Origin of the sequence: Aureimonas frigidaquae (assembly GCF_001463905.1) — a bacterium.
Lineage (GTDB): Bacteria > Pseudomonadota > Alphaproteobacteria > Rhizobiales > Rhizobiaceae > Aureimonas > Aureimonas frigidaquae.
Map to the genome: position 1 here is coordinate 100,178 of NZ_BBWR01000012.1, position 16,125 is coordinate 116,302.

The 16,125-nt window shown below is 66.3% G+C and carries 17 protein-coding genes and 1 tRNA gene; 5 read left to right on the forward strand and 13 right to left on the reverse strand.

Annotation, left to right across the window (positions count from 1 at the left end):
- Window positions 1-2: 2 nt before the first annotated feature.
- The gene (locus tag AUL30_RS19960; RefSeq protein ID WP_192843070.1) at window positions 3-254 is read right to left on the reverse strand and encodes a hypothetical protein; all 252 of its coding nucleotides are present in this window, start codon (window positions 252-254) and stop codon (window positions 3-5) included.
- On the opposite strand from AUL30_RS19960, the gene AUL30_RS13005 reads away from it, so the two are divergent.
- Window positions 207-1,091 carry a LysR family transcriptional regulator gene (locus tag AUL30_RS13005; protein ID WP_244490820.1) on the forward strand — a complete coding sequence of 295 codons (885 nt, stop codon included), beginning with the start codon at window positions 207-209 and terminating at the stop codon, window positions 1,089-1,091. The two genes, AUL30_RS19960 and AUL30_RS13005, sit on opposite strands and share 48 nt — an antisense overlap.
- Before the next feature lie 42 nt (window positions 1,092-1,133).
- On the opposite strand, the gene AUL30_RS13010 is transcribed toward AUL30_RS13005, so the two are convergent.
- Entirely contained in the window at window positions 1,134-1,487 is a 354-nt protein-coding gene (locus AUL30_RS13010) for a winged helix-turn-helix transcriptional regulator (RefSeq protein ID WP_062228327.1), read from the reverse strand.
- A gap of 107 nt (window positions 1,488-1,594) precedes the next feature.
- On the opposite strand from AUL30_RS13010, the gene AUL30_RS13015 reads away from it, so the two are divergent.
- Window positions 1,595-2,617 carry a zinc-binding alcohol dehydrogenase family protein gene (locus AUL30_RS13015; protein WP_062228328.1) on the forward strand — a complete coding sequence of 341 codons (1,023 nt, stop codon included), beginning with the start codon at window positions 1,595-1,597 and terminating at the stop codon, window positions 2,615-2,617.
- Window positions 2,618-2,650: 33 nt separating this feature from the next.
- On the opposite strand, the gene AUL30_RS13020 is transcribed toward AUL30_RS13015, so the two are convergent.
- Window positions 2,651-3,283: a TetR/AcrR family transcriptional regulator gene (locus AUL30_RS13020; protein ID WP_202814501.1), complete on the reverse strand. Its 633-nt coding sequence runs from the start codon at window positions 3,281-3,283 to the stop codon at window positions 2,651-2,653.
- 88 nt (window positions 3,284-3,371) lie between these two features.
- Between AUL30_RS13020 and AUL30_RS13025 the strand changes: the two genes are divergently transcribed.
- Window positions 3,372-4,403, forward strand: coding sequence for an MDR family NADP-dependent oxidoreductase (locus AUL30_RS13025; RefSeq protein ID WP_062228329.1), 1,032 nt, complete (start codon window positions 3,372-3,374; stop codon window positions 4,401-4,403).
- A 199-nt stretch (window positions 4,404-4,602) separates the two neighbouring features.
- Here the strand turns inward: AUL30_RS13025 and AUL30_RS13030 are convergent.
- The 4 genes from AUL30_RS13030 to panB form a co-directional block, all read right to left on the reverse strand.
- Window positions 4,603-4,679: transfer RNA gene (locus tag AUL30_RS13030), tRNA-Met, on the reverse strand.
- Window positions 4,680-4,872: 193 nt separating this feature from the next.
- Window positions 4,873-6,540, reverse strand: coding sequence for an AMP-binding protein (locus AUL30_RS13035; RefSeq protein ID WP_062228330.1), 1,668 nt, complete (start codon window positions 6,538-6,540; stop codon window positions 4,873-4,875).
- Window positions 6,541-6,624: 84 nt separating this feature from the next.
- Window positions 6,625-7,482, reverse strand: coding sequence for a pantoate--beta-alanine ligase (gene panC, locus AUL30_RS13040; RefSeq protein WP_062228331.1), 858 nt, complete (start codon window positions 7,480-7,482; stop codon window positions 6,625-6,627).
- Window positions 7,479-8,315 carry a 3-methyl-2-oxobutanoate hydroxymethyltransferase gene (gene panB, locus AUL30_RS13045; RefSeq protein WP_062228332.1) on the reverse strand — a complete coding sequence of 279 codons (837 nt, stop codon included), beginning with the start codon at window positions 8,313-8,315 and terminating at the stop codon, window positions 7,479-7,481. Before panB ends, panC begins: the two co-directional genes overlap by 4 nt.
- 129 nt (window positions 8,316-8,444) lie before the next feature.
- On the opposite strand from panB, the gene AUL30_RS13050 reads away from it, so the two are divergent.
- Both AUL30_RS13050 and AUL30_RS13055 read left to right on the forward strand, forming a co-directional pair.
- On the forward strand, window positions 8,445-9,371 hold the full coding sequence (locus AUL30_RS13050; protein ID WP_062228529.1) for a class I SAM-dependent methyltransferase: 927 nt from the start codon (window positions 8,445-8,447) through the stop codon (window positions 9,369-9,371).
- Window positions 9,368-10,117 (forward strand): pseudouridine synthase, encoded by a 750-nt coding sequence (locus tag AUL30_RS13055; RefSeq protein ID WP_062228333.1) that lies wholly within the window; start codon window positions 9,368-9,370, stop codon window positions 10,115-10,117. The genes AUL30_RS13050 and AUL30_RS13055 overlap by 4 nt, the downstream gene beginning before the upstream one ends.
- A 70-nt stretch (window positions 10,118-10,187) precedes the next feature.
- On the opposite strand, the gene gndA is transcribed toward AUL30_RS13055, so the two are convergent.
- The 6 genes from gndA to AUL30_RS13085 all read right to left on the reverse strand — a co-directional run bounded on the left by gndA (window position 10,188) and on the right by AUL30_RS13085 (window position 15,956).
- On the reverse strand, window positions 10,188-11,615 hold the full coding sequence (gene gndA, locus AUL30_RS13060; protein WP_062228334.1) for an NADP-dependent phosphogluconate dehydrogenase: 1,428 nt from the start codon (window positions 11,613-11,615) through the stop codon (window positions 10,188-10,190).
- 69 nt (window positions 11,616-11,684) lie between these two features.
- Window positions 11,685-12,320 carry a TPM domain-containing protein gene (locus tag AUL30_RS13065; protein ID WP_062228335.1) on the reverse strand — a complete coding sequence of 212 codons (636 nt, stop codon included), beginning with the start codon at window positions 12,318-12,320 and terminating at the stop codon, window positions 11,685-11,687.
- 9 nt (window positions 12,321-12,329) lie between these two features.
- Entirely contained in the window at window positions 12,330-13,181 is an 852-nt protein-coding gene (locus AUL30_RS13070) for a TPM domain-containing protein (protein WP_062228336.1), read from the reverse strand.
- Complete coding sequence (locus tag AUL30_RS13075) at window positions 13,181-13,789, reverse strand: LemA family protein (protein ID WP_062228337.1); 609 nt, start codon at window positions 13,787-13,789, stop codon at window positions 13,181-13,183. The genes AUL30_RS13070 and AUL30_RS13075 overlap by 1 nt, the downstream gene beginning before the upstream one ends.
- Before the next feature lie 97 nt (window positions 13,790-13,886).
- Entirely contained in the window at window positions 13,887-14,723 is an 837-nt protein-coding gene (gene fghA / locus AUL30_RS13080; protein ID WP_062228338.1) for an S-formylglutathione hydrolase, read from the reverse strand.
- Between the two features lie 120 nt (window positions 14,724-14,843).
- The gene (locus AUL30_RS13085) at window positions 14,844-15,956 is read right to left on the reverse strand and encodes an S-(hydroxymethyl)glutathione dehydrogenase/class III alcohol dehydrogenase (RefSeq protein ID WP_062228339.1); all 1,113 of its coding nucleotides are present in this window, start codon (window positions 15,954-15,956) and stop codon (window positions 14,844-14,846) included.
- Window positions 15,957-16,125 lie beyond the last annotated feature (169 nt).

The following is a 16,125-nucleotide window of genomic DNA, read 5'->3' on the forward strand; positions in this document are numbered from 1 at the left end:
CGTCACCGTTCCGCCGCCCGGTTCGGATGGAACAGCACATGTGCGTAGCGGTGCGGATCCTGCCGTGTCATGCGCGCCTCCCAGCCTTCTTCCGAAAGGAATAGCGAAGGATCGGCCTGCAAATCCAATGATGAATCCGACGATGCGTTATAAGCGAAGCTAATATGCTGCCCTTGATCGATCTCAAGACCCTGCGGGCCTTCGCCATGGTGGCGCGGGAAGGCAACGTCACCCGCGCTGCCGAGAAGCTTCATGTCACGCAGCCTGCGGTCACGCTGCAGTTGAAGCGCCTTGCGGCGCAAACCGGGCTCAGGCTGTTTCGCAGGACCTCCTCGGGCCTTGAGTTGACGCAGGAGGGGGCTCTGCTTGCCGCGAAGGCAGAGCAGGTTCTGGCGGCCTACACCGATTTCGGCCAGACGGCGGGGCGATTGGCAACGCGCATGCGCGGCACGCTGCGGATCGGCACGATCATCGACCCGGAGTTCACGCGCCTCGGCGCCTTTCTGAAGGCGCTGATCGACATCGGCCCGGGCATCGAGACGACACTTCGCCACGGCATGAGCGGGGATGTGCCCGCGGGGCTGCGGCGGAACGAACTGGATGCCGGCTTCTACCTCGGCGATCCGAGGGACTACGATCCCGTGGCCGAGTTTTCGCAGCAACCGAATACCGGGTTGTTCCATGCCCGGGAACTGGCGCAACTGACCTATCGCGTCGTTGCACCGCCAGCACTGGCCAGCCTCGTGCGCGGCGCGGACTGGGCGCAGCTGGCATCCCTGCCGTGGATCGGGACCCCGCTTGCATCGGTGCACAACCGGCTGCTGGGGCGTCTCTTCGCCGATCTCGGCCTGCGCCAGAACATCGTGTCGGAGGTCGACCAGGAATCCTCGATGGTTGCGATGGTGCGTACGGGCATCGGCCTCAGCCTCTGCCGGGAATCGATCGCCCTCCACGAGCAGCAGGCGCACGGGCTCTTCGTTGCCGATGCGGTCAAAATCACAACGACGCTGCGCTTCATCTGCCTGGAATCGCGCATGAGCGATCCGACGATCGTGGCGGCATTCAACGCGATCAAACGTGTGTGGGGTTGATAGCGGCCTGAGCGATGCCGGAGGGATGCACGCTGTAACCCGTCAAGCCGCCTTTGCTTCTGGCCTCGCGGCATGTTCCTCGCCCCATGCCTTCAAAGCCAGGATGACGGGTTCGAGCGTCCGCCCGCGCGGAGTCAGGCTGTATTCCACCTTGGGCGGCACTTCCGGGTAGATCTTCCGATGAACCAGCCCATCGGCCTCCAGCTCGCGCAGCTGGTTCGTCAGCATGCGCTGCGTGCAGTTCGCCAATTGCCGCCGCAATTCGTTGAAGCGCATCGTCCCGCTCAAAAGGTGGAACAGGACAACGCCCTTCCACTTGCCGTCGATCAGCTGGAGCGTTGCCTCGACCGGGCAACCGGGGCTGCAATCCTGGCCCGGATGACGAACACGCGCCATGACGGTATCCTTTTCGACACTATGTGCGGATTTTGTGCGTTCTTGCGAGGATGATCACAACACATAAGTTGGGCCCCAACAAGCAAGTCCAAATACAGGGGACCCACATGAAAGCTGTCGGCTACCGCGCACCGGGTGCAATCGATCGCGACGACGCCCTCGTCGATATCGAGCTGGACACGCCTTTGGCCAGCGGCCGCGACCTGCTCGTTGCGGTCAAGGCCATCTCCGTGAACCCGGTGGACACCAAGGTCCGTCAGCGCGCCACGCCGGAGGGCGATGGCTGGAAGGTGCTCGGCTGGGACGCGGCGGGCGTCGTGTCGGCCGTCGGCGACGCCGTCGAGGGCTTCGCGGTCGGCGATGCAGTCTATTATGCCGGCGCGCTCGGTCGGCCGGGCACCAATGCTGAATACCATCTGGTCGATGCGCGGATCGTCAGCAGAAAGCCCGCCTCGCTCGACTTTGCGGATGCCGCCGCGCTTCCCCTGACCGCCATCACCGCCTGGGAAGCCCTGTTCGACCGCCTGATGGTCAACACGCCGGTGCCTGGCGCAGCACCCGCCCTCCTCATCATCGGGGGTGCGGGTGGTGTCGGCTCGATCGCCATTCAGATCGCGCGGGCCGCAACCGATCTGACCGTCATCGCCACGGCTTCCCGGCCGGAAACCGCCGACTGGTGCCGCGCGCTCGGCGCACACCACGTCATCGACCATTCGAAGCCGCTGGCAGGGGAAATCGCGGGTCTGGCCCTCGGCGCCCCCCCGGCTTTTGTCTTTTCGACGACCAACACCGACGCGCATCTGCCGGCCATCGCCGAGCTGATCGCGCCCCAGGGACGGTTCGCGCTGATCGACGATCCGGCGGTGCTCGACGTCAACCCCCTCAAGCGCAAGAGCGTGTCCACGCATTGGGAGTTCATGTTCACGCGTTCCATGTTCGAGACGGCCGACATCGCCGAACAGGGCAGGCTGCTGGCCGAAATCGCGCGTCTCATCGATGCTGGCAGAATCCGCACCACGCGCACCGAAACCTTCGGCACGATCAACGCGGCCAACCTCAAGCGCGCCCATGCGCTGATTGAAAGCGGCCGTGCGCGGGGCAAGATCGTTCTGGAAGGGTTTGGCGCTTAAGAGCACTCGCTCGTCGGCCTGCGCATTGCCCCTTCATTTTCCTTCCTGCGCCAGAAGATAAGCAGTCACCATCCTCGTTGCTTCTTTCCGAACGACAGGTGACAGAAGATCATTCCGGCGAGAGGCGGCGTGGACGATGCCTTCCAGTGCGTCCGCCAGAATGCGGGCTGCGGCAGCGTGGTCCGCCCCCTTCTCGCTTGGGGCAGCGCTGGCCCTGATGAAGTCTTCGTAGCGGCGATGATACTCACGCTCGAAGGCGTCATAGAATTCCCTCGGAGCGAGCGGCACTTCGTCGATGAGGATCCGATGCAGATTCTGGTCGGTCGCATGGAGCGCCACGACGCCATCGATCCATCGACCGACACGCTGTTCGAGCGTCACGGATTCCCCCTCCGTTTCGAGAGCGGGAAGCACACGAAGAATTTCATCGAGGTGTCGTTTGCGAATGGCTTCGGCAATCGACAGATTGTTCGGGAAATACTGATACAGGGAGCCGATGCTGACGCCGGCAGTACGCGCCACCTCGTTGGTGGTGAAGTTGGCCCAGCCCCTTCGCGCCAGAACGCGAGCGCCTGCCTCGACGATACTCTCCACCGTGCTCTGAGAGCGCTTTTGCCTTGGCTCCTTGCGCATCGCGCGGTGGGTCGCGGGAATGCGAGTAGCCATGCGCCACCTCCGTTTCATAAAATGAGCATACGCTCACATCTGTCATCAGACCAGAACAGAGCGCAATCATTGCTTCGGAGCGCGCCTTATGTCTGCCAGTCCAAACAACAACCGCGAAGTCAAACTCGTCCGTCACGTCAAAGGTGCAATTCATCCCGAAGACTTTGCGATTGCGGACACGATCGTCCCTCCGCCCGGGCCATATAATGTCGTGGTTCGCAACCGGTGGTTCCGCGTTTCCATCTCGACCCGGTTGATGGCGCAGGAGGATGCGAAGGCCGCCGAGGGAATCCCCTTTCCGCCCCTCAACCCCGGCGATACGCTGGCGGACGGCGCAATCGGTGAGGTGGTCCAGGCTGGATCGGCCTGCAGCCTCGCTGTCGGCAGCCTCGTCATGCACCCGTTCGGATGGCGCGAATATGCCAGCGTCCCTGAACACGACTGCAGGCTGATCGACAGCGACGATCCAGACCCGGCTGCCTATCTCGGCCACGGCTGGACGGCCTATGCCGCGCTGACCCGTGGCATTCAGGTAAAGAACGGGGATACGGTATTCGTTTCCAGCGGAGCGGGGGCGATCGGTTCGATGGCGGGACAGATTGCCCGGCTCCTCGGCGCAGCGCGCGTGGTTGGCAGTACAAGCACGCGCGAAAAGGCAGGCTGGATGCAGGACGAGCTTGGGTATGACGCCGTCGTCACCCGTGACGGTGGGCCCATCGCCGAGCAACTCGCGAAAGCCGCGCCAGAAGGCATTGACGTCATCGTGGACATGGTGGGCGGGGACCAGCTTGCGGCAGCCATCGGGCTGGCCAAGGACGGGGCCCGTTGCGTCCTGCTTGGCGCGCTGACTGCCGAACTCAACCCGGACAAGGCATCCTTGCAGGCTCCGGTGACATTGGACAGCTGTCAGATCATATTCAAAGGCATGACATTGCAAGGCTTCAGCGCGGATCATGCTCCCGATGCGTTCGGACTCTGGATCCGGGACTTAAAGACATGGAAGCGTCAGGGACGCATCCATCTCCCGGCCGCGACCTCCAAGGGAATTGAAAGCGCGACCTCTGCCTTGCGGCAAGCCTGTGCGGGCCAGCTCAAGGGCGTGGTGCTGGTCGAGCTATAGGCGGAGAAAGCCGTAGGAAGGCACCGTCGTTCGCACGGGCTGGCGAAAACTGATGGATGAACGTCCGTCGCCTTATCCCTGCTTGCACGCAGCCGGCGCCCGGCCGGAACGGCCGATATTCAGATAGCCTGAAGCAGAAAAGGCCGCCATCTGGCAGCCTAGGCGGGAATACATCGATTTTCTGGCTTTATCCGTAAAGTGGTTGCGGGGGTAGGATTTGAACCTACGACCTTCAGGTTATGAGCCTGACGAGCTACCGGGCTGCTCCACCCCGCGACACGCCGCTGCGTCTTGCGCTGCGGTGAGGTCGATATAGGCGACGGGCGGGAGAATGAAAAGCCTTTTCGGCCGGCAGGCGACAAAAATCTTTCACATTGCGGGAAAGGCCCCGCAATGCTGGTCACCGTTGGGCAAGATTAATGCACGGGCAGCGGGCCCGTGCAAGTGATGCGGTGTGCGGGTTGGCGAATCAGCTGCGCAATTCGCGCCGCAGGACCTTGCCGACATTGGTCTTGGGCAGCTCGTCCCGGAACTCGATCTCCTTGGGCCGCTTGTAGCCGGTCAGGTTCTCGCGGCAGTAGGCCTTGATGGCATCGGCCGTCACGGCTGGATCGCTGACGACGACGAAGAGCTTCACGGCCTCGCCGGAATTTTCGTCGTCGATGCCGATGACCGCGGCTTCCAGTATGCCGGGCATGCGGGTGACGACGTCCTCCACCTCGTTCGGATAGACGTTGAAGCCCGAGACGTTGATCATGTCCTTCTTGCGGTCGACGATCCGGGTGGCGCCGCTGTCGTCCATGATGCCGATATCGCCGGTCAGGAAGTAGCCATCGGCCGTGAAGCAGGCCCGCGTCTCGTCCGGACGGTTCCAGTAGCCGGCCGTCACCTGCGGCCCCTTGATCGCCACCTCGCCCCGCTCCCCGGAGGGCAGTTCGTTGCCGTCATCGTCGACGATGCGGCAATCGGTGGAGGGGAGCGGAAAGCCGATCGTGCCGTCGAAGCTGCGCTCCGTGACGACATTGCAGCAGGCGACCGGCGAGGTTTCGGACAGGCCGTAGCCCTGGCAGACCGGGCAGCCCGTCACCTCCAGCCACAGCGCGGCCGTCGCCTTCTGGACAGCCATGCCGCCGCCGACCGAGATGCGCAGCGAGGACCAGTCCACGCTGCGCGCATCCGAATGGCGGGCGATGGCGCCGAACAGCGTGTTGACCGCCGGGAACAGGTGGAAGGGCTGCTCCTTCAAGGCCTTGATGACAGCCGGGATATCGCGCGGATTGATGATCAGCGTGTTGCAGCCGCCCTGGCGCAGCGACAGCATCATGTTCACCGTGAAGCCGAAGATGTGATAGAGCGGCAGCGCGCAGATCGTGTTGGTCTGCTCTTCGCGCGCAACGTCGCGCACGCCCGGCTCGTGCCAATATTCCGACTGGATGACGTTGGAGACGAGGTTGTGGTGGCTGAGAATGCAGCCCTTGGACGGGCCCGTCGTGCCGCCGGTATATTGCAGCGCCGCCAGATCCTGCGGCGCCGGAATTACGCGCGTGAAGCGTGCGGCCGCGCCGGCCTTCAGGGCAGCCTTCCAGCCCGTGGCGCCCGGGAGCGCAAAAGGCGGAACCATCTTCTTGACCCGCCGCAGCACGAAATTGACGAGGGTGCCCTTCAGGAGGGGAAGCGTATCGCCCACCGAGGCCAGGATGACCTCTTCCACCGGGACGTCCTTGCGGCACTTTTCCAGCGTCGCCGCCATGTTTTCCAGGATGACGATCGCACGCGCGCCCGAATCGGAGAGCTGGTGCTGCAACTCCCGCGGCGTGTAGAGCGGGTTGGTGTTGACCACCACCATGCCCGCCCGCAGGACGCCGGCCACCGCGATGGGATATTGCGGCACATTGGGCATCATGATGGCGACACGGTCGCCGGCTTTCAGCCCGCGTGACTGGAGGTATGCCGCAAATTTCTGAGACTCGGCATCCAGCTGGCGGTACGTCATAACCGCGCCCATGAAACGGTAGGCCGGGCGGTCCGCGAAGCGTCGGAAGGAATCTTCCATCAGTTCGACGAGCGATTGGACGGGAAGCTCTGGCAGGTCCGCCGGCACACCGTCCGGATAGTGCTGCAGCCACGGCTTGTTCATGAGCGTCGGGACCTCCCAGTTTCCGATGGTTCCTGAATAGCGCGTTCCGCGGGATGCGAACAGAGCAGTTACGTAAGCGTCAAATCAGGCCATCGTGACCGGGACGTTGTCGATCAGCCGGACCTCCCCCATAAAGGCCGCTACCAAAAGGCGCGCAGGCCCGCCTTCGAGCGTTTCGACGGGGGCCAGATCTGCCGCGTTGCGCAGTTCCAGATATTCGACACGGGAAAAGCCCGCCGCCAGAAGCGCCTCCCGCGCTGACGCCAGGACCGGACTTGTCGCCTCCCCCGCCCCGATCCGCCCGGCGGCATCGAACAGGGCCCTTGGCAGGGCGCCCGCCAGATCGCGCTCCTGCGGCGACAGGCGGCGGTTGCGGCTCGACATGGCGAGCCCGTCGCTGTCCCGCAAGGTCGGGCAGGGCACGATCCGCGTGGGCAGATCGAGATCCGCCACCAGGCGCTGGACGGTCAGGAGCTGCTGGTAATCCTTCTCCCCGAAATAGGCCCTGTCGGCCTGGCTCTGCAGAAGGAGCTTGGCAACGACTGTCGCCACACCGTCGAAATGGCCGGGGCGGAAGGCGCCGCACAGGCCTTGCGTTACGCCGCCGACGGAGATCGTGGTGGCAAAGCCCGGCGGGTAGACTTCTTCCGGGTCCGGCACATAGAGGATATGCGCGCCGGCGGGGACGAGACGCTCGAAATCCTCGCCCTCCGTGCGCGGATAGGCCGCCAGATCGGCGGCGCTGTTGAACTGGCGCGGATTGACGAAGAGCGTCACGATCACGCGGTCGGTCTCAGCACGTGCGCGTTCCACCAGGCTCAAATGGCCCTCATGGAGCGCGCCCATGGTGGGGACGACACCCACCGTAAGCCCCGCGGCTTTCCAGGCGCCGATTTCTGCGCGCAGGTCTCTACGCGTGCGGATGAGACGGAGCCCGCTCATCGCGTACGCGGCTCCCCGGGGCGTTCGGCAAAGCAATGCTCGGCGGCCGGGAAGCGGCCGTCCCGCACCTCCTGTGCATAGGCCGCGATGGCCGCCTCTGCGGCGGTGCCGAGTTCGGCATAGCGCTTGACGAATTTTGGCTGGAAGTCGGTGAAGATGCCGAGAATATCGTCCATCACGAGGATCTGCCCGTCACAGGCGGGCGAGGCGCCGATACCGATGGTCGGCACATCGAGCATGGCGGTAATCTCCCGCGCGAGGGGTTCGACCACCTTTTCCAGGACGATGGCGAAGGCGCCGGCCTGCGCCATGGCGCGGGCATCTTCGGCAACCCGCATGCCATCCGGCCCGCGTCCCTGCACCTTGTAGCCGCCGAAGCTCTGCACGCGTTGCGGCACCAGCCCCACATGCGCCATGACGGGGATGCCCCGCTGCGTCAGAAAGGCGACGGTGGGCGCCATTTCGGCGCCACCCTCCAGCTTCACGGCGCCGCAGCCGGTCTCCGCCATCAGGCGCGCCGCGGCGGCGAAGGCTTGCGTCGGCCCAGCTTCGTAGGCGCCGAAGGGCAGATCCACCACCACCAGCGCCCGCTCGGCCCCGCGCATGACGGCCCGCCCATGCAGGAGCATCATGTCCAGCGTGACGCCCAGCGTGTTGGGCAGGCCGTGCACCACCATGCCCAGACTGTCGCCGACCAGGACGATGTCGCAATGCTTGTCGGCAAGCCGCGCCATGGGCGTGGTGTAGGCGGTCAGGCAAGCCAGCTTGTCGCCGCCCTTGCGCGCGCGGATATCCGGCGGCGTCAGGGACCGGATCGGGGCATTGGCACTCACGGCAGGTATCCTCCCATTCTCCATCGGGTGAAACCATGTTCCGCACGCAAATGGTAGTGCCGGCCCCGTGGTTTCGACCAAGATGGCGTTTGTCCCGCGCCGCGCATGGCGTATGAGAAGGCCGTGACCATGACAGAGCTTTCTCCCCCGCCGCCGTCCGCGCATGCCGTCTACGGCGCCCCGTCGGCCGAACTGGACCTCGATCTTGCCGATGCGCGGCAGGTTTCGCCCTTCGTGCCCGGTGCGGATGCGCTGGACGAACTCGCCACCGGCAGCCTCGACCGGCTGACCCTTCTGGCGCCGCCCGGCTCCATCGAGCGGCGGGCCGTCCTGGCGCATGGCCTGCGCGTGCTGCGGCCCGGCGGCACGCTCCTTGCGCTGGCGCCCAAGGACAAGGGGGGCGCGCGGCTGGCGGATGAATTAACGGCGCTGGGCGCGCCGCCGGCCGAAAGCTACCGGCGGCGGCACCGGATCTGCGTGCTCGAGCGCCCGCCGGGGGCTTTGCCGCTGGAGGCCGCGATTGCGGAAGGCGCACCGCGCTTCCTTGCGGAACTCGGTCTGTTCAGCCAGCCCGGGGTCTTCTCCTGGGATAGAATCGATCCGGGCAGCGCGCTGCTTCTCCAGCATCTGCCGGCGCTTGCCGGGGATGGCGCCGATCTCGGCAGCGGCCTCGGCGTGCTGACGCGCGCGCTTATTGCCATGCCGGCAGTGGCGTCGGTGCGGGGGGTGGAGCTCGATCGCCGCGCCGTCGCCTGTGCCCGGCGCAACGTGACCGATCCGCGTGCCGGCTTCGACTGGGCCGATGCCTGCCGCCTGGAACTGTCGGGGCTGGACTTCGTCGTCAGCAATCCGCCCTTCCATGCGGAAGGCATCGAGTCCCGTTCGCTGGGGCAGGATTTCATCCGCGCTGCGCGGCGCGCCCTGCGCAAGGGCGGGCGCTTCTGGCTGGTGGCGAACCGGCACCTGCCCTACGAGGCGACCTTGAGTGATGCCTTCCGCTCCGTGAACACGGTGGCGGACAGCGGCGGCTACAAGGTTCTGGAGGCCATCGCATGACCAAGGGTGCACCTACGTCGCGGCTGGACAAGCTCCTGGCCAATATGGGCTATGCCTCCCGCCGGGAAATCCAGATGCTGGCTCGCAACGGGCGCATCCTCCTCGATGGTGTGCCGGTCACGGGCGCCGACGCGCGCCTGGCGCTGACCCCGCATCTGGAGGCGGGGCTCGTGGTGGACGGCGAAGCGCTGGATCCGCTTCCGGGCGTGGTCCTGATGGTCAACAAGCCACTCGGCACGACCTGTTCTCACAAGGAAGCCGGGCCGCTGATCTACGATCTTCTGCCGGCACGCTGGCGCCGCCGCGATCCGGCGCTCTCGACCATCGGCCGGCTCGACAAGGAAACCTCGGGCCTGATCCTGATGACCGATGACGGCGCCTTCCTGCACAAGGTGATCGCACCGCGCCACCATGTGGAGAAGCGCTACCGCGCGACGCTCGCCCGCCCGTTGGAGGGCACGGAGGCCGCGCTGTTCGCCAGCGGGACGCTGATGCTGGAGGGGGAGGACAAGCCGCTCCTGCCGGCCAGGCTGGAGATCATCTCCCCGAAAGAAGCCTTTCTGACGGTGACGGAGGGGCGCTATCACCAGGTCCGCCGTATGTTCGCTGCGGCCGGCAACCATGTCGTGGCGCTGCACCGGGACCGCATCGGCGGACTGACACTGCCCGCCGATCTGGCGCCCGGTGCGTTTTACCGCCTGAGCAGTGCGGAAGCAGCGAGCGTCCTGGCCAGGCCGGAACTCTGACGGCGCGGGGACGGGACGGAGGCTTCGCCCCGTCCTGTCCCCGCCCTCGTCCCTTTTGCAGCAGCCGGCGTCAGACGGCCGGCCACTGGTGGTGGAAGACGCCGTCCTGATCCAGCCGGCGGAAGGTGTGGGCGCCGAACAGGTCGCGCTGGGCCTGGGTCAGGTTGGTCGTACCCCGCGCGCGGCGGTAATCGTCGAAATAGGACAGGGCCGCGGACAGGGCCGGCACCGGGATGCCCGCCATGGCCGCCTTGGCGACGACCCGGCGCAGCGCGGCCTCGCCGGCCGTCACGCGGGTGACGAATTCCGGCGCATGCAGAAGGTTGGCCGGCGGCTCGTTGCCTTCGTAAGCCTTGGTGATGTCGTCCAGGAACTGCGAGCGGATGATGCAGCCGGCGCGCCAGATGCGGGCGATTTCGCCGAGCGGCAGGTTCCAGCCATGCTCGGCGGACGCGGCCGTCAGGACGGCGAAGCCCTGCGCATAGGCGATGATCTTGGCCGTCACGAGGGCGGCCTCCAGCTCGGCCAGGCCGTCCCGTTCGCCGTGGAACTCGGCGCGGGCATGCTCGATCCCGTCATAGAGCCGCTCCGTCAGGGCACGTTCGGCGCTGCGCGACGACACGCTGCGCGCCGAAACGGCAGCCTCGATCGTGGTGGCGCCGACACCCAGCTTCTGCGATTCGATTACCGACCAGCGGCCCGTGCCCTTCTGCCCGGCCTCGTCCAGGATGACGTCGACCAGCGGCTGGCCGGACCCGGCATCCTTTTCGGCCAGGTTCACCGCCGTGATCTCGATCAGGTAGGAGGACAGCTCGCGCGTGTTCCAATCGGCGAAGATGTCGGCCATCTGGCCGGCCGACATGCCGATCCCGTCGCGCAGGATGCCGTAGATCTCGGCGATCATCTGCATGTCGGCATATTCGATGCCGTTGTGGATCGTCTTGACGAAGTGGCCAGCCCCGTCCGGCCCGAGCCAGGCGACGCAGGGCTCGCCCTGGTACTTGGCCGAAATGGGCTCGAGGATCGGCTTCAGCGCGGCATAGGTTTCCTGGGCACCGCCGACCATCATCGACGGCCCGTGCCGGGCGCCGAGCTCGCCGCCCGACACGCCCATGCCCACGAAGTGGAAGGGCGTTCCTGCAACGGACTGGGAGCGGCGGACCGTATCGTTGAAATCGGCATTGCCGGCATCGATCATGATGTCGCCCGGCGACAGGAGCGGCATGATGCGCTTCATCTCGTCATCGACGATGGGGCCGGCCGGGACCATGAAGAGCACGAGCCGGGGCGACTTCAGCGACGACAGGAACTCTTCGATCGAATCGGTGGGCAGGATGTTCTGTCCGACGGCGCCGTTCTCGTCCCGCAGCTGGTAGCCTTTTTCCGCGGTGCGGTTGTTCACCGCCACGGTGAAGCCCTTTTCGGCCATGTTGAGCGCGAGGTTGGCCCCCATGACGCCCAGTCCTAATACGCCGATGTCGGCCTGCCGCTCGCTCATGATCTACTCCGATATATCGATTCTGCGGGTTGTATCTTACCTGGAGATGCCGCCGTCAACGGTCCGGCGTCATATCTCCACCAGCCGGTCGGGCAGTTCGTTGACGCTCTGCCCATCGGCCGGGAAGGCCTGTTCCAGGACGGCGCCGGCTTCGGCGATGACTTCCACGAGCCCATCGGCAAGCCGGTCGTCGCGCGCGGCGCGGATCAGCGTATCGACCATGCCGGACCAGGCCTCCGGCGCAACGCGCTCGGCGATCCCCGTATCGGCGATGATCTGCGCATAGTGCTCGGCCTCCGACACGAAGATCAGAATGCCAGTGCGCCCCTGCGTGACATGCAGATTGTGCGCGGCGAACTGCTCGCGCGCCACCCGCGCCGCCGCCGCGCGCGCCAGGATCCCCGGCACGAACAGGTCCCGCAAGCCGGGGTGAAAGCGCAGGGCGCTGAGGAGGACAATGGCGCCGATGCACTGGCCGAGGGCCAGCGCGACGGCCGGGAGGGCATGGCCGGCAAGAGCTCCGAGCGCCGAGGCGACAAGGCCGCACAGGAGGCACAAGGCCAGTGCCGCCGCGTAGGAAACCGGCGTCACGTCGGCGCTGCGCCGTGCGAAGACGGCGTAGATTTCCCCGCGCGTGCCGCGCTCGGCGCGGGTGATCGCGGCGGAAATGCGTTGATGATCGGCTTGCGTGAAGGTCAGCGCCATGGCCCGCCCCTACCAGCGCCCGGAGGCGCCGCCGCCCCCGAAGGAGCCGCCGCCACCCGAGAAGCCGCCACCGCCGGAAAAGCCGCCCGAGCCCCCGCCAAAGCCTCCGCCGCCCCAGCCGCCGCCTCGCCAGCGCCCCGAGCGCCCGCGTTGCGCCGGGCCGAACTCCATGCCGAGAAAGCGGCGCCGCCCGCCCGGCAGCTTGCGGCCGAACAGGCGCGCCAGCATCATCAGGAGGATCGGCCCCACCGCCGTCGCGATGATGAACAGGATGATGGCGAGCGAGAACCAGTCCTCGATCGTCTGCCCCTGCCAGCCGGCATTGCGCTCGGCGCGGGCCTGAACCTCCGCCGCATCGCCCGACAGAATGGCCAGAATGCCCTCCGCGCCCGCCGCGATGCCGCCGGCGAAGTCGCCATTGCGGAAGCGCGGAAGAATGTCGTTTTCGATGACGATGCGCGACAGAGCGTCGGTCAGCGTGGCTTCCAGCCCGTAGCCGACCTCGATCCGCACGGCGCGCTCCTGGCGGGCGACGAGAAGGAGGACGCCATTATCCTCTCCCTCCCGGCCGAGCGCCCAGTGGCGGGCCAGGCGGTTGGCATAGTCGGCGATCTCGTAGCCCTGGAGGTCCGGCACGGTGGCGACGACGACCTGGTCGGAGGACTGTTCTTCGAAGGCATCGAGCCGCTGCGTCAGGGCCGCGCGCTCCTGCGGCGACAGCATTGCGGCCCCATCGACGACCCGGCCCGTCAGCTCCGGAAAGGTCTGGGCGCGGGCCCCGCCGCCGGGCAGAAGAAGGGCCAGGACCAAAAGGCAGAGCGCGGCGCCGATCAGCGCGCGGCTGGCGCGGCCGGTCTGCATCAATCCGTGCCGAAGTTGACGGAGGGCGGCGTCGATGCGCCGTCGCTGGCGGCAAAGCTCTGCATGGGCTCGGCATCGGGGTAAAGGACGGCGGCGATCCATCGTCCGGGGATGGTCCGTAATTCGGTATTATAGGTGCGCACGGCCTCGATATAGTCACGCCGCGCCACCGCGATGCGGTTTTCGGTCCCTTCGAGCTGGCTCTGAAGCGCCAGGAAGTTCTGGTTGGACTTCAGGTCGGGATAGCGTTCCACGGTCACGAGAAGGCGCGAGAGCGCGCCCGAAAGCTGGTCCTGTGCCGCCTGGAAGCGCTGCACCGCCTGCGGATCGCTGAGCTGGTCGGCATTGATCGTGGTCTGCGTGGCGCGGGCCCGCGCTTCCACGACCGAGGTCAGGACGTCTCGCTCCTGCTCGGCAAAGCCGCGCACCGTTTCCACCAGATTGGGGATCAGGTCCGCGCGGCGCTGATACTGGTTCTGAACCTCGCTCCAGGCCGCCTTGGCCTGTTCCTCGTAGGTCGGAACGTTGTTCACGCCGCAGGCGGCGAGGAACGGCAGGATGAGCGCCAGCAGAAGCAGCGGGTTGAGCGCCGCAAGACGGCGCGGCATGACGGGCGGGACTGACATGGCAGGGACCTTATCCAGCGGAGCCTGCCCCCATATAGCGCCCATATGCCGACTTGTCCCGCACCGCCTGCGCCGGCGGTCAGGCTTTCAGCCGCGCCGCATGCCAGGCGATGTGATCGTCCATGAAGGTCGAGATGAAATTGTAGGAATGGTCGTAGCCTTCCCGCAGGTTCAGGGTCAGCGGAATATCGGCCCTGGCGCAGGCCTCCCGCAGGAGCTCGGGGCGCAGCCCAGTTTCCAGGAAGGCGTCGGCCGTTCCCTGGTCCACCAGGAACTCCGGAAAGCGGTGCCCGTCCTCGATCAGGAGGCAGGTATCGTAGGCGCGCCAGGCCATGGCATCATGGCCGAGATATTTTTCCAGCGCAGGCCGCGACCAGTCCGCCGTGGTCGGGTGCACGATCGGCGCGAAGGCCGAGCAGCTCCTGTAGGTCGACGGGTTCTTCAGCGCGATGGTCATGGCGCCGTGGCCGCCCATGGAATGGCCGAAAATGCCCTGCCGGGCCGTATCGGCCGGGAAGTTCACCGCGATCAGCGCCGGCAGCTCGTCCGTGACATAGGAATACATGCGGTAATGCGCCCGCCACGGATCCTGCGTAGCATCCACGTAGAAGCCGGCGCCCGAGCCCATCTGCCAGTTGTCGGGCTCGTCGGCCACGTCGGCGCCGCGCGGGCTGGTATCGGGCAGGACCACGATCACCCCGTGCTCGGCCGCCGCGCGCCGGAACTCGCCCTTGTCCATGGCGTTCTGGTGGCTGCAGGTGAGCCCCGACAGATAGGTCAGGACCGGCAGCCTGGTGCCCGGTGCATGGTCCGGCACGAAGACGGCGAAGGTCATCTGGCAGTCGGTCGTTCGGGACTGGTGGCGGTAGACGCCTTGCACGCCGCCATGGGCCTTCGACGTCGAAATCACTTCCATAGGGCTCGCCTCCTTCGTCCGCGCGCGGCCCAACTGCGGCAGCACGCTCCAATCAGATGTCTCGCGATGAGGAGATGGTGGCCGGGCGGCGGCGTCAAGGACCCGCCGCCCGGCCCGGCATCAATACAGGACGACCGAGCGGATCGACTTGCCCTCGTGCATCAGGTCGAAGGCGGTGTTGATCTCGTCCAGCGGCATGGTGTGGGTGATGAGATCGTCGATGTTGATCTTGCCCTCCATGTACCAGTCCACGATCTTCGGAACGTCGGTGCGGCCGCGTGCGCCGCCGAAGGCCGTTCCCTTCCAGACCCGCCCGGTGACGAGCTGGAACGGCCGGGTGGAGATTTCGCGCCCCGCTTCGGCCACGCCGATGATGATGGATTCACCCCAGCCGCGATGGCAGCATTCGAGCGCCTGGCGCATGACGTTCACATTGCCCGTGGCATCGAAGGAGAAGTCGGCGCCGCCGCCCGTCAGGTCCTGGATGGCCTGGACGACATTCTCGTTGCCGATCTCGGCCGGGTTGATGAAGTCGGTCATGCCGAACTTGCGGGCCATCGCCTCCTTGCCGGGGTTGATGTCGACGCCGATGATGCGATCGGCGCCGACCATGCGCGCCGCCTGCAGGACGTTTAGCCCGATGCCGCCCAGGCCGAAGATAACGACATTGGCGCCGGGCCAGACCTTGGCCGTGTAGATGACGGCGCCGATCCCCGTCGTCACGCCGCAGCCGATATAGCAGATCTTGTCGAAGGGCGCGTCCGGGCGCACCTTGGCAACCGCAATCTCAGGCAGGACCGTGAAGTTGGAGAAGGTCGAGCAGCCCATATAGTGGAAAACCTCCCCGCCATCGCAGGAGAAGCGGGAACTGCCGTCCGGCATGAGGCCCTGCCCCTGGGTGGAGCGGATGGCGGTGCACAGGTTGGAGCGCTGCGACAGGCACGTCTTGCACTGCCGGCACTCGGGCGTATAGAGCGGAATGACGTGGTCGCCCGGCTTGACGCTGGTCACGCCGGCGCCCACCTCGCGCACGATGCCGGCGCCCTCATGGCCCAGAATGGCCGGGAACTTGCCTTCCGAATCCAGCCCCGACAGCGTGTAGGCGTCGGTGTGGCACACGCCCGTCGCCATGATCTCCACCAGGACTTCGCCAGGCCGCGGGCCGCCGATCTCCACGGTTTCGATGGTGAGGGGCTTGTTCGCCTCCCAGGCGACGGCAGCACGTGACTTCATAGGCGGGATACTCCCGATTTTCGCGATTTCGGTCCGGGCAGGACGGTCCCGTTCGCGCCCCATGCGCCGATCCGGGTATTGGACTGTGGTTCCAAAGTCTCAGGCCGGGGAACGATGCCGCCCGTTGCGGCCAGCCGTTCCTGCCCCATGCCATAGCCGATTCGCCGGC

Bases quoted from the DNA above. Each gene is read 5' to 3' on its own strand.
- AUL30_RS13005 (WP_244490820.1), top strand. From the start codon at position 207: ATGGTGGCGCGGGAAGGCAACGTCACCCGCGCTGCCGAGAAGCTTCAT.
- AUL30_RS19960 (WP_192843070.1), bottom strand. From the start codon at position 254: ATGAAGCTTCTCGGCAGCGCGGGTGACGTTGCCTTCCCGCGCCACCAT.
- AUL30_RS13010 (WP_062228327.1), bottom strand. From the start codon at position 1,487: ATGGCGCGTGTTCGTCATCCGGGCCAGGATTGCAGCCCCGGTTGCCCG.
- AUL30_RS13015 (WP_062228328.1), top strand. From the start codon at position 1,595: ATGAAAGCTGTCGGCTACCGCGCACCGGGTGCAATCGATCGCGACGAC.
- AUL30_RS13020 (WP_202814501.1), bottom strand. From the start codon at position 3,283: ATGGCTACTCGCATTCCCGCGACCCACCGCGCGATGCGCAAGGAGCCA.
- AUL30_RS13025 (WP_062228329.1), top strand. From the start codon at position 3,372: ATGTCTGCCAGTCCAAACAACAACCGCGAAGTCAAACTCGTCCGTCAC.
- AUL30_RS13035 (WP_062228330.1), bottom strand. From the start codon at position 6,540: ATGAACAAGCCGTGGCTGCAGCACTATCCGGACGGTGTGCCGGCGGAC.
- panC (WP_062228331.1), bottom strand. From the start codon at position 7,482: ATGAGCGGGCTCCGTCTCATCCGCACGCGTAGAGACCTGCGCGCAGAA.
- AUL30_RS13050 (WP_062228529.1), top strand. From the start codon at position 8,445: ATGACAGAGCTTTCTCCCCCGCCGCCGTCCGCGCATGCCGTCTACGGC.
- AUL30_RS13055 (WP_062228333.1), top strand. From the start codon at position 9,368: ATGACCAAGGGTGCACCTACGTCGCGGCTGGACAAGCTCCTGGCCAAT.
- gndA (WP_062228334.1), bottom strand. From the start codon at position 11,615: ATGAGCGAGCGGCAGGCCGACATCGGCGTATTAGGACTGGGCGTCATG.
- AUL30_RS13065 (WP_062228335.1), bottom strand. From the start codon at position 12,320: ATGGCGCTGACCTTCACGCAAGCCGATCATCAACGCATTTCCGCCGCG.
- AUL30_RS13070 (WP_062228336.1), bottom strand. From the start codon at position 13,181: ATGCAGACCGGCCGCGCCAGCCGCGCGCTGATCGGCGCCGCGCTCTGC.
- AUL30_RS13075 (WP_062228337.1), bottom strand. From the start codon at position 13,789: ATGCCGCGCCGTCTTGCGGCGCTCAACCCGCTGCTTCTGCTGGCGCTC.
- fghA (WP_062228338.1), bottom strand. From the start codon at position 14,723: ATGGAAGTGATTTCGACGTCGAAGGCCCATGGCGGCGTGCAAGGCGTC.
- AUL30_RS13085 (WP_062228339.1), bottom strand. From the start codon at position 15,956: ATGAAGTCACGTGCTGCCGTCGCCTGGGAGGCGAACAAGCCCCTCACC.